We start from the raw sequence: 12,956 nt of genomic DNA, 5'->3' as shown, positions 1-12,956 counted from the left end.
TTTTCCTTATATTTTTTATTTATTATTATAATTATTTAAAAAATCATTGTACGCTATTTTTAATCCGTCTTCCAATTCTGTTTTGTATTTCCATCCCAAAGAATTTATTTTTGATACATCAAGCAGCTTTCTCATAGTGCCGTCTGGTTTAGAACTATCTAATTTTATATTGCCTTCAAATCCTATAACTTTTTTTATTAAATCTGCAAGTTCTTTAATAGTAACTTCTTTTCCAGAACCTATATTTATAAATCTTCCTATATCTTCAGCATTTTTATTTTCCATTAGATAAAGACATGCTTCTGCTAAATCATCAGAAAACATAAATTCTCTTAATGGAGTGCCGCTTCCCCAAATAACAGTTTCTTTTAAATTATTTATTTTTGCCTCATGAAAACGTCTTATAAGCATTGGTATTACATGAGCATTTTCAGGGTGATAATTATCATTTATTCCATATAGATTGCATGGCATAACAGCTATATAATTTGTATTATACTGTCTGTTATAAGCATCACATAATTCTATACCTGCAATCTTTGCCAATGCATAAGGTCTGTTTGTACTTTCCAAATATCCTGAAAGCAGATATTCTTCTTTAATAGGCTGAGGACATTCTTTAGGATATATGCAGCTTGAACCTAAAAACATTAATTTTTCTACATTGTTTTCATAAGATGCTTCTATTATATTGTTCTGTATCTGCAGATTGTAAAGAAGAAAATCAACTGGATATGTATTATTAGCATATATTCCTCCTACCTTTGCCGCTGATAAAAATACCCAATTTGGTTTTTCTTTTTTAAAAAAATCGAAAACTTCTTCTCTGTTTCTTAAATCTAATTCTGAATGAGTTTTTCTTATTATATTTGTGTAAACGTTTTTAGTAAGTACTCTGTCTATTGCACTGCCTACTAAACCTTTATGTCCAGCTATATATACTTTTTTCAAAATAATTATCCTTTTATTTTATTTATCTTTTCCTGTTATAGCTTCTACTATATTAACAAGATTAGAAATAGATCTATTAAAATAAACTAATACATCTCCATATAAATGTGCATTTAAAGCTGGTATCAATGATTTATCTACATTATCATAATGTCTTTGTCTAGCTTCATAGTAAAAGCCTTTTATTTCATGGTATTTCTGCATGGCTTCTTCATAAGTTTTTTCTTTATTTAGAGAGTAGTATTCAAGTATTAAACTTGATAAATAATCTATAAATTTCATATTATTATCAAGCATTGTTAATATGTCATGCTTCTGAGTATCATTAAATAGTGTCTTTTTTTCATTTCCTTTGATTATTGCTTTTGCCAAGTCTTTTAAATTATCCCCTAAATTTTCATAATATGTGCTTATATTAATTAATGAGGCAATATCTGCAGAATTTAATGTGTTTTTTCCAAGTAACTTAAGTAAAAATGTATGTATTTCATTATCAGTATTATCCAGCATCTTTTCATGATCTCTAATCTTATTTAATATTCTCTCGCTTGGATTATCAAATAATTGCTGTATTCTAGCTATCATTTTTTTAGCAGTTTCACCCATATAGGCAACTTCTTTTCTTACTTCTATTTCTGCAGATATAGGCATATTTAAAAGTCTGTCTACTAATACGCTTATATGTTTTTCAGAATCTTTATCTTTTATAATAATGCATACTATTTTTTCTAATTTTCCTGTTAGGAAATAAAAGACTATAACGTTTACTATATTGAAGATAGTATGTGCCGCTGCTATATAAAAGGATATGTTTATATATTTATTATTAACAACTAAATCAGGAGCCCCTATATTCATAAATCCAACTACAATATTTACTAATTTAATATAGTATGGGAATAGGAAAAACATATATATAACACCAATTATATTAAATAAACAGTGAACTAAAGCCGCTCTTTTGGCATTAGTTGATGCTCCTAATGTGGCAAGAACTGCGGTTATTGTAGTACCAATATTTTGTCCAAGTATCAATGCAACAGCTGTAGGATAATCTATTAAACCAACAGTAGCAAGAGATATTGTAACGCCCAATGCAGCACTGCTCGATTGTATTATTGCAGTAACCACCATACCTATGACTACGCATAAAAATCTTCCATACATAGTATCTGCATTTGCCATTAGAAATACTTTTTCAAAGTCTTCAGAACCTCTTACTCCTTCAAAAGCCATTTTCATAAGTATAAGTCCGTAGAAAATCATACCAAAACCCATTAGTATTTCACCAAAGAATCTTAGCTTTCTATTTTCAGAACCGAATATTACTATAATTGATCCTATGCCGAGAGATGGCAATGCAAGAACATCTATATTTAATGATATTATCCATCCTGTAACAGTAGTACCTATATTAGCACCAAGTATTATATTTATAGCCTGAGAGAGGGTAAGTATATTGGCATTTACAAAACTCACTACCATAACTGTAACCGCACTGCTTGATTGTACTATAGCCGTTATTAAAAAACCTAAAGCTATTCCAAATATTTTATTTTGAGTTACCTTATGCAGAATTTCTTTTAGAGCATTTTCTGTACTTTCTTGTAATCCGTCTGAAAATACTTTCAAGCCATACATAAAAAGCCCAAAACCGCCAATTAATGAGAAAGTTAGGTTTAAAAACATATATTTATCCGCAATTAGTTTATTAATTTAATTCATAAATAAAAATTTTTTTAAAGATATCATATAGCATTAAAAAGTCAATATGATTATTTTCTTAGTTTTCTTCCTTCTTTATCAGTGAATTTGTCTAATAATATCATTACAATGTCTATTATATACCATATACCAAATCCTCCTGCTGTTATCCAATACAATATACCAGTCCATATTTTACCTACATAAAATCTATGAAATGGTAAAAATATAGCTAAAAGTAATGTAACAAGCCAGCTTCTATCTGATACTTCCATAAATACCTCTTTTTAATTAGTTTTTTATTTATTAAATTATACATTATACGTAAAAAAAATAAAGTTATTATTTCTCTAAAATGCATATTTATGTTATTATAAACTAATTAATAATTTTTTTTAATAAATAATTTTTTTATTGAAATATATTTTATTTTTATTAAAATATATTTGTATAATTATAAGGGAAAATCATATGTTTAAAAAATTGAGCTTACAATTAAAAATAACTATTGCTATATTAGTTCCAATACTGATTATGATAATAATATCAAATACTTTTATCATATCTTATGTTAATAAAATAAGCAAAGAGCTTTCTTATAAAGTTTTGCTTGAAAGTTCCAAAGGCGAAGCTAATAATATAAAAAGCGAAATAGAACAAAACTTACATGATATGATGGGGCTGAAAATTGTTTTTGAAAATTTATATAAAGATGGAATAAGAGACAGGAAGGTTTATGAGAAACAGACATACAATTTTTTTAATTCTCTTTCTAGTTCTATAAGTGCTCTTTCTATTGCATTTGAACCTAATATAATTGGAAATGACGCTGATTTTATTGCTTTAAATGAATATGGAGTTGGAAATGGAAGATTCACTTATTACATATCTCAAAATGGGGTTTCATATCTTCCGACAAATAGTTTTAGTTTAGATTATTATACTGAGCCTAGGAGAATAGGAGATAATTATATGACAAGTATATATGAGTCTGCTGTTACTAAAGGGAAGGTTTTATTTACATGGTGTATTCCAGTAAATGATAATAACAATAAATTTATAGGTGTTATTTTAGCAGATATTTTTGTTGATTCTATAAGCAGCATATTAAAAAATGTAAAGCCTTTTGAAGGTACAGAAATTGCTCTTTATGATGATGCTGGTTATACTATCTATGATGGGCAAAATGAAAATAATATATTAAAAAATATTTATGATGTTTATCCTTATTATAAAAATTATAGTATTCTTGAAAAAATAAAGTCTGGTGAAAACACTATATTACAGGCATATAGCGAAAAACTTCAAAAAGATGTTACATATATCTTTTTTCCTATAGAAATTACAAAAGGCAAATATTGGATTTTGAAAATATTGGTTCCAAATGAAATTTTATTTAAAGATAGTTATATATTAAGAAATATAGTATTGGCTGTACTTATTATAATACTCATTGTAGCTTCTATAGTAACACCTTTTATTATAAGAAACAGAGTATCAAAAATAATAGCGATGCTTTCTAAAGATATATTGGGTATGGCAGACGGAGATTTGACTATAGAGATACCTAAAGGATTTAGCAAGAGAAGGGATGAGTGGGGAGATATTGCACGCGGATGGGAAAAGGCTATGAATAATTTTAATAGTATTATTAATACAGTAAGAAATTCAGCTGAAATGGTATCGAATGCTGCCAATGAGGTTTTGCTTGGAAATAATGATTTATCAGCTAGAACAGAATCTCAGGCATCAAGTTTGGAGGAAACTGCTGCTTCTATGAATCAAATGGCTAGTGCTATAAAAGAATCGACTGATGGAGTTTCTAAAAGTACTTCTATTGTTTCTGATGCTAAAATATATTTAGATAAAGCAGGAGCTATAGTTGAAGAGAGTGTAAATAAGATGGATCATGTTTATGAGTCTAGTAAAAAGATAATGGATATTACAAAACTTATAGAAGATATTGCTTTTCAAACTAATATACTTGCTTTAAATGCTTCTGTTGAGGCTGCACGTGCTGGAGATCAGGGAAGGGGATTTGCTGTTGTAGCAAGCGAGGTAAGAAACTTAGCACAAAATACTCAGGAATCTGTAAAAAATATCACATCACTAATAACAGATAGTAATGAAAAAATACACTTAGCTGCTAAAAGCGTACAAGAGTCTAAAAATATATTCATAGAGATATCTGAGAAAATGGATAATGCTTCTAGTATAATGTACAAAATAAATGCTGCTTCTCAGGAACATGAAAAAGGTATAGAACAGGTTAATGCCGCTATAAGCAATATTGATTCTTCATTACAAAAAAATGCTGCTTTAGTTACTGAAGCAACTTCAGCATCTGAGGCATTATTAAATGAATCTAAGGAATTGATTAAGGCTATAGATTATTTTAAATTGAAATAATTTAATAATTGATTATATAATTTAGCAACAGACTTATTTCAAAAGTAATTTTATTTATGATTGTGGGGACTAGACCTGCATGCCGATGAAGTCTGCCTTTGGTGTCGGCAAGTAAATAACTATATATTTATATATTGAAATAATATACTGTATAATGTATAAAACATTATTTTTATAATTTATGAAAATTTTATATATAATATTTTTAAGTATTTTTGAAACAAGTCTAGTTATATTCATATATAAAATCTCGGCATGAGTATATAAAGCTTAAAATAAAATGATGATTAGAACTTTTTATTTATTTCCAAACATCATTCCTATTCCTAATGTAAAGCCTATGGAATGATAATCTTTAACATTATATGAGTTAAAAAGTTTATTCATATCATTTTTATTGAAGAACATATATTCATAAAACATATCTAGTGAAACTAAGAATGCATATTTTTCAGTTTGATAAAACCTGTCTTCTAAAGTAAGTCTTACATAAGCTGATATTGGTATTCTATTTAAGTTTAAATCTTTTCCTGTTAGAATACCATATTTTGCACCTGATGCAATACCTATAGCCATATTTGTAGGCAAGGCTAAATTGCTTTTAAAAGCATTAAATTCAAATTTCAAACCAATTCCTGTGTACAAAGATAATATATCTATTTTATTAACCTGATATGTATACGGATTTCTTATAGATATAAAAGTTCCGTCAAAACCAGTATCAAATAATAAACTTATGCCGTTTAATATATTGTTATTAATTTTAAATTTATATCCTAACTGCAAATTAATATCTAATTTAGGTTCTAAGCTCATATAATTGTTTAATTTATATTCTGATGAAACTGTATTAGGAAGATTAATCTGAAGACCGAATTTAGGAATTAATGATAACTCAAATGCTGGAAAAAGATAAGATGAAAATAAAACTGTGAATAATAGTGCGGTAATTAATATTTTTTTCATTTTTATATCCTTTTTTTAAAATTACAATAAATCAACCGATTGATTGATTGATTGATTGATTGATTGATTGATTGATTGATTGATTGATTGATTGATTGATTGATTGATTGATTTCAATCTATTCATAATACTATTATAACTATGATATATATAATTGTCAATATACATATATTTAATAATTTATTACCGTAGTTTTTTAATATTTATAAAATTATTATACATAAAAAACTTAATTTTATAATTTTTTGTTTTTTAATAATTTGTCAGCAAAATATTCTATATATCCTAATACAGCGAAAAATAAAGTAATAAAAAATACATTTCTCATAACAATTTTTAAACCGTATTTATCTATATCTACAAAAAAGTAAGGATAATAACTTCCGTCTGAAAAAGGATTTCCAGTTTTAGCTCTTATTAATATAAAAGCAAAATATAAAATAGGTATCAAAAGCCAAAGCAGAGGATCCATTATTTTATAAATTCCTTTAGCATCAAAAATTATATAATCAAGAATTGTCATAATAGGCACTATATAATGAACTATTAAATTCCTAATATAATCTAATCTTTTTAATTCTTCTGATGTAGGACTCAATAAAAAATGATAAACTAAAAATGTAACTGTTATAGACATTGTAACAGCACCTTTAAATCTTGGATATAATGTTTCTTTTTTCTTTATTATATTTATTGTATCAAGAAAAAAATAAATTATTACAAGCATATTGCTTTGATATGTGAAATAATACAAAGTTTCTATATTAAATTTAAAATTACCATTATCATAAAAAAATCCATGAAATACAGCAAAACTTCCTATTATAATTATTATTAGCTTGTATATTATAGATATAGAATTATTTTTATTCATATACTGCTCATTATTAAAAAATTGTAAATAATTAATTTAAGAACTTATCACAAATTGAAATTATAAGTTCCTTATTAATCAGTTTATCTATCCATTCATTAGGAATATTATCAATACCATAGTATAACCCTGCAAGTCCTCCTACAACAGCAGCAGTAGTATCAGTATCATATCCCAAATTTACAGCCTTTAATACGGCATCTTTATAGTTTGAAGTATTTAATAATACCCATAGAGAAGCCTCTAATGTATCTGAAACGTATCCGCTGCTTTTTATTTCATCTTCGTCCGTATTTTTAAAATCATTATTAAATATTCTGCTGTAATGATTAATTTCCTTTTCATTTTTATAATAACTATAAGAATCTTTCAAGGCTTTATTAACAGCCTCTTCTATATTAATATTATCAATTAAATTTAAAGCTATTGCCGTATATATAACGCATGCTATTAAACTTCTTTTATGTCCATGAGTAAGAGAAGAAACATTGTATATAATATTTATAATTTCATCGCTTTCAAATAATACGCAGTCAAAATATTTTTTTATATAGAAAGCAATAGGAAGTATTCTCATTAATGAACCATTGCCGTTGCTGTACTCATCTATTAATCCTGACTGAGTAGGGCTTTTTCCTTTTTTATAATTATTTATAGATTCATTTGTTGTTATGCCTATATCAAATACATTTCCGTCAGCAGTATAAAGGGATTTATCATACCATAATACAAAATTATCCATAATATTATTATAATTTATATTTTTATCATTAATACTATCAAGTAAACATAATGTTAAACTAGTATCGTCAGACCAAGTTCCTGCTTCCTTATTATGCGTTCCATGTCCAATCATGTCATAGGCGGGTTTTAATCTCATTCTTATTCTTGGTATAAACTCATAAGGTACACCTACAGCATCTCCTATTGCAAGTCCTAATATTGCTGATTTTAATTTGTTTTCTAAATTCATTTTATAATTTCTCCTAAATAAATTAATTAAAATTATATTGAGTATAGAAATACTGCCAATCTATTATATCATAATTTTTATATACTTTATTTATTTCATCTCTTACTTCCATTAAAGCAAATCCCAATAGATTTTCTCCTTTCCATAAAAAAGGGTTTTCTATATTCTCATTATCATACTTCATTTTAATTCCCCATACTTTGTCATAGGGACTTGATTCAGCTAATACTTTGTTTTTTGTGCTTAATAAAAAATTCCTTAAATCAGAATTTTGTGAAAACTTATAATAATTTCCTGTAATGACTATAGTATATTTTATTTTATCCCATACATCACCATTAAAATTATTAACTTTTCTTCCAAGTTCTTTTATAGCTTTAGGCTGATTGCTTTTCAAAATCTCATAAGCTGTTTTTTTATCATCAAACAATAATGCCTTATTATACATCATATATTTTTCCATACAATTAAAAGTAATATCATTTATCTTAAAATCTTTAATATACCATTGACTTAATGATGATTTATTTATTTCTTTTTTATCATTAGTATGTCCGTAAAAAAATAAAAAATCTATTTTCTTTCCTTTATTAAAATCTTTTTGAAGTTTTTCTAATGAATATTTTTGTTTTCCTTCTTCATTCCAATATGATATTTTATAATCATTATTTGAAAATACATTATCATTAGTTAAATTATTATCATAAAACTTTGGCTTTTCAAATAGTTTTTTATATTCTTCTTTATCATCATTTGAAAGTTTATTAAAATAATTGTTAAATATTTTATTATAAGAATTATTATTTACAAACCATATAGGAGGCATTATATTTTGCATAAAAAATCCTTGTAAAAGTTATATAAGAGTATATCATTAAATAATTAAAACATCAAAATAATATAATTAGGAATGTAAAATGAAAGGCTTAGTATATTTAGGAAATAAAAAAATAGAGTTAAAGGAAATAGAAAATCCAAATATTACAGACTCTAAAGATGCAATAGTAAAAGTGGTATTATCAAGTATATGTACAAGCGACTTTCATATAATAAACGGACAAGTACCTAGGGCAAAAGAAAATATTGTACTCGGACATGAGTTTGTAGGAGAGGTTATTGAAATAGGAAGCGGGGTAAAAAAATTAAATAAAGGAGATAGGGTTTCTGCTAACTGCATAACTTTCTGCGGTGAATGTTATTATTGTAAAAATGGTTTTATTAATAATTGTGAGAAAGGCGGCTGGGAAATAGGATGCCGTATAAACGGATGTCAGGCGGAATATATAAGAGTGCCTTATGCTGATATGTCATTGAATATACTTCCAGAAAATGTAAGCTATTATAATGCTTTATTTGTAGGGGATATTTTAGCAAGCGGATATTTTGGTGCTGAGCTTTGCGGTATAAAAGATAAGGATACCGTTTCTGTAATAGGGGCAGGACCTGTCGGACTTTGTGCTATGATTAGTGCAAGAGTTTTAGGAGCTGAAAAAATAATAGCTATAGATATAAATGAAGAGAGATTAAATATAGCAAAGAAAAATAATTTAGCTGATTTTTTTATTAATCCTATTAAAGTTAATAATATAGAAGAATATATAAAGGATATAAATAAAGGCAGACTATCTGACGGTACTATAGAAGCTGCAGGAGGTGAGAATACATTTGAATTGGCTTGGAAAATAGCCAGACCTAATTCTGTTGCTGCTATAGTTGCAATGTATGAGAAGCCTCAAATACTTCCTTTAAATATAATGTATGGAAAAAATTTAATATTTAAAACAGGAGGAGTTGATGCAGTTCATAGCGATGAAATTTTAAAATTAATATCAGAAGGTAAAATAAATACAGATTTTCTTATAACTCATAGAGTAAAATTAGATGATATATTAAAAGGCTATGAAATATTTGACAAAAAAGAAGATAATTGTATTAAAATAGCCGTTAAAAATATTAATTAATTATACTGCCTTTATACTGTTTCAAAATGTGATGTGCTTTCTTTTCTTGATATAATAGACTTGTTTCAAAAGTATTTTACGATATTATACATGAGATTATTTAACTTAAAAAATTATAGATATAATATTTTGTATAGTTTATTATTTTAGTATATAAATACGCATTCTTTCACTGCAGGAGTACTAAATAAATAAAATTAGTTTTTAAACAAGTACTATTATAACAGAATACTATTTTTTTGTTAAAAAATGTTAAAAAACCCATACGGATGTGAAAATATAATATTTAATTAAAATATTGATTTTTAAAATATTCATAAAATATAAATTATAATTATTGATTTTTTATGTTCTTACAATTATAATATTTTAACAACAATAATTTTTAAATTTATGAGGCTTTTTATAGATGGATAATATATTTAGTTCGGATAGTCTTCTTAATTCAGCTATGACAGTTTGTTGGATTGGTTTGCTTATATCTTCAATATTGGCACTTACAATAATAGTTGATAGATTTATATATTTTACCAGAGTCAAATCTCAGGATGATTCATTAGCTCCAAAGATAGTTTCATTGATTAAGGATAGTGAAATAAAAGCAGCTATTGCATTATGTGAAACTAATAAATCTCCTTTATCTAATATACTAATTGCAGGATTAAAAAATACTAATATGCCTAAAGAGTTTATGCAAAGTCAGTCTAATAAAGAGCTGCCTAAATTGGAAAGGTTTATTTCTGCCCTTTCTACGATATCTACAGTTGCTCCATTGCTTGGATTATTAGGAACTATATTGGGTATGATACAATCCTTTGCTGTTATATCTGTTGTAGGAAGCGGAAAGCCTACAGCTTTGGCAGGAGGTATTGCTAATGCTCTTCTTACCACAGCGGCAGGTCTTATAATTGCAATTCCGTCTGTTGTTTTTTATAATTATTTTGTTAATACAATAAACTCAAGAATTTTATTTATGGAAAATTTGTCAAATGAGGTTTCAGAATATATAATCAATTCATCTAATAATGATAAATAATTAAATTAAACTTGTTTCAGAAGTACTTGACAAGATTATATATGAAATTTTAGTAATTTATCAATTATAAAAGTTATGTTTTATATATTGTGTAAGTTTATGTTTTTAGTATATAAATTGCATATTTCCGCAAAGTGAGGGTGCATCAAAAGAAGTGTGGGCATTGCTAGTACAAAAATAATAAATAAAATTAGTTTTGAAATAAGTCTAATGTTTTAATATATAAATATGGTTAGCATCACAAAAGAAGTTATGGTTGTGTACTTCATGCTTCTTAGGTATAATTTTATTTTTATAAATATAATGTTTGTATTTTTTTAAAATAGTATATATAATATATAAAAAAATATTATTAACATAATAAGGCTTTTATTTTATGAATTCATCAATATTATTATCATCTATAATAATCATATTATGTATAATAGTCAGTAAAATTTCTGTAAAAGTAGGAGTTCCCTCTCTTTTACTTTTTCTTCTTTTAGGTATGGTTTTTGGAAGCGACGGACTTTTAAAGATACAGTTTGACGACTATAGAATTGCTGAACAATTATGTACAATAACTTTGATATTTATAATGTTTTACGGCGGATTCGGAACTAATTGGAATGTAGCAAAACCAGTTGCCAGTAAGGCGTTTCTTCTGTCATTTATAGGTACTTTTATTACATCTATGGTAACAGGTGCATTATGCTATTTTGTTCTTAAATTTGGCTTATTTGAGAGTTTCCTTATAGGCTCTGTAATAGGTTCAACAGATGCTGCTTCAGTGTTTTCTATACTGCGTTCAAGGAGTTTGAACTTAAAAGATGGTTTGGCTTCATTGCTTGAGTTAGAAAGCGGAAGTAACGACCCTATGTCATATATGCTTACAGTAATATTTTTGGGGCTTATAGGAAAAACTCTCACTAGTCCTTTATCGATTATTTATATGATATTTGCTCAAATTACCTTTGCTTTAATTGTTGCTGCTGCTGTATCTTTTATGGCTTATAATATGCTTAGAAGATTTAAATTTCCAGTAAACGGACTCGATACCATATTTGTACTTGCTGTTGCTTTGCTTTCATATTCTCTTTCTTCTGTGATAGGAGGAAATGGATATTTAACAGTTTATATAGTTGGTATTGTTTTAGGTAATACAAGAATTAAAAATAAAGTTACTTTGGTTCATTTTTTTGATGGTATTACTGGTCTTATGCAGATGGTTCTGTTCTTTTTATTGGGACTTTTATCATATCCTTCGAGGCTTTTCAATGTTGCTCCTACGGCAATTTATGTAGCACTTTTTATAACATTTGTAGCAAGACCTATAGCCGTATTTTCAATCCTTGCCCCTTTTAAAATATCATTAAAGAAACAGCTTATAGTTATGTGGGCTGGACTTAGAGGGGCTGCTTCGATAGTATTTGCTATATTTGTAATAGTAAATAATAATTCTATAAGTTATGATATATTTCATATAGTTTTTTTCCTTGCTATAATATCTGTATTGTTTCAAGGTACATTGCTTCCTATAATAGCAAAAAAATTAGATTTAGTGGATTCTGATGAAAATGTACTTAAAACATTTAACGACTATGTTGATGATTCCGACATGGAGCTTATACAGATAACTATACCTCATAATCATCATTGGGTTGGCAGACAGATAATGGATATAGAATTTCCAGAGAATTCCATTGTAGTAACTATAGAAAGGGGAGAAAATACCATTATTCCAAATGGTAAAACTGTTATAGAAGAAGGAGATGTTGTTATACTTAATGCTAAAAGGACTAAATATTATGATATAAGTCTTAGAGAAATATATATTAACACTCATCATCCTTGGAGAGATAAAGAATTGAAGGATTTGAATTTACCTAAAAATAATCTCATAGTAATGATAAAAAGAGAGGGAGGAACTGTTATACCTAGAGGAAATACTATGATTAAAGATAAGGATATTGTATTGCTGAGAGATTTGTAAAATAATTTTTATAAAAAATAAAAAAAATATTAAAAAAAATATTATAATATTTTACCATATTTATAGTGAATGGTTATAATATATAGTATTTTTCATAAATAATCTCCCAC

The 12,956-nt window shown here is 26.5% G+C and carries 11 protein-coding genes; 4 read left to right on the top strand and 7 right to left on the bottom strand.

What is annotated here, in order from left to right; translation table 11 throughout:
- Positions 1-15: 15 nt before the first annotated feature.
- The 3 genes from Q0J69_RS04200 to Q0J69_RS04190 form a co-directional block, all read right to left on the bottom strand.
- Positions 16-951 (bottom strand): GDP-L-fucose synthase, encoded by a 936-nt coding sequence (locus tag Q0J69_RS04200; protein WP_297204576.1) that lies wholly within the window; start codon positions 949-951, stop codon positions 16-18.
- Between the two features lie 18 nt (positions 952-969).
- On the bottom strand, positions 970-2,640 hold the full coding sequence (locus Q0J69_RS04195) for a Na/Pi cotransporter family protein (RefSeq protein ID WP_297204574.1): 1,671 nt from the start codon (positions 2,638-2,640) through the stop codon (positions 970-972).
- A gap of 86 nt (positions 2,641-2,726) precedes the next feature.
- On the bottom strand, positions 2,727-2,930 hold the full coding sequence (locus Q0J69_RS04190; protein WP_297204572.1) for a TM2 domain-containing protein: 204 nt from the start codon (positions 2,928-2,930) through the stop codon (positions 2,727-2,729).
- A gap of 196 nt (positions 2,931-3,126) precedes the next feature.
- On the opposite strand from Q0J69_RS04190, the gene Q0J69_RS04185 reads away from it, so the two are divergent.
- Positions 3,127-5,064 (top strand): methyl-accepting chemotaxis protein, encoded by a 1,938-nt coding sequence (locus tag Q0J69_RS04185; protein ID WP_297204570.1) that lies wholly within the window; start codon positions 3,127-3,129, stop codon positions 5,062-5,064.
- Between the two features lie 297 nt (positions 5,065-5,361).
- Here the strand turns inward: Q0J69_RS04185 and Q0J69_RS04180 are convergent, their stop codons facing one another.
- From Q0J69_RS04180 to Q0J69_RS04165, 4 genes are all read right to left on the bottom strand, one after another.
- The gene (locus tag Q0J69_RS04180; protein ID WP_297204568.1) at positions 5,362-6,030 is read right to left on the bottom strand and encodes a hypothetical protein; all 669 of its coding nucleotides are present in this window, start codon (positions 6,028-6,030) and stop codon (positions 5,362-5,364) included.
- Between the two features lie 235 nt (positions 6,031-6,265).
- Complete coding sequence (locus tag Q0J69_RS04175) at positions 6,266-6,904, bottom strand: Pr6Pr family membrane protein (protein ID WP_297204567.1); 639 nt, start codon at positions 6,902-6,904, stop codon at positions 6,266-6,268.
- A gap of 31 nt (positions 6,905-6,935) precedes the next feature.
- Complete coding sequence (locus Q0J69_RS04170; RefSeq protein WP_297204566.1) at positions 6,936-7,877, bottom strand: ADP-ribosylglycohydrolase family protein; 942 nt, start codon at positions 7,875-7,877, stop codon at positions 6,936-6,938.
- 22 nt (positions 7,878-7,899) lie between these two features.
- Positions 7,900-8,715 (bottom strand): NADAR family protein, encoded by an 816-nt coding sequence (locus Q0J69_RS04165; RefSeq protein ID WP_297204565.1) that lies wholly within the window; start codon positions 8,713-8,715, stop codon positions 7,900-7,902.
- A 79-nt stretch (positions 8,716-8,794) separates the two neighbouring features.
- Between Q0J69_RS04165 and Q0J69_RS04160 the strand changes: the two genes are divergently transcribed.
- The 3 genes from Q0J69_RS04160 to Q0J69_RS04150 all read left to right on the top strand — a co-directional run bounded on the left by Q0J69_RS04160 (position 8,795) and on the right by Q0J69_RS04150 (position 12,846).
- Positions 8,795-9,838 (top strand): alcohol dehydrogenase, encoded by a 1,044-nt coding sequence (locus Q0J69_RS04160; RefSeq protein WP_297204563.1) that lies wholly within the window; start codon positions 8,795-8,797, stop codon positions 9,836-9,838.
- 409 nt (positions 9,839-10,247) lie between these two features.
- Positions 10,248-10,874: a MotA/TolQ/ExbB proton channel family protein gene (locus Q0J69_RS04155; protein ID WP_297204561.1), complete on the top strand. Its 627-nt coding sequence runs from the start codon at positions 10,248-10,250 to the stop codon at positions 10,872-10,874.
- Between the two features lie 376 nt (positions 10,875-11,250).
- Positions 11,251-12,846, top strand: coding sequence for a potassium/proton antiporter (locus tag Q0J69_RS04150; RefSeq protein WP_297204559.1), 1,596 nt, complete (start codon positions 11,251-11,253; stop codon positions 12,844-12,846).
- Positions 12,847-12,956: the final 110 nt, after the last annotated feature.

The organism is uncultured Brachyspira sp. (assembly GCF_944388875.1).
Lineage (GTDB): Bacteria > Spirochaetota > Brachyspiria > Brachyspirales > Brachyspiraceae > Brachyspira.
Note: the sequence above shows the minus strand (reverse complement) of the source record. Positions and strands in the feature narration are given on the sequence as shown.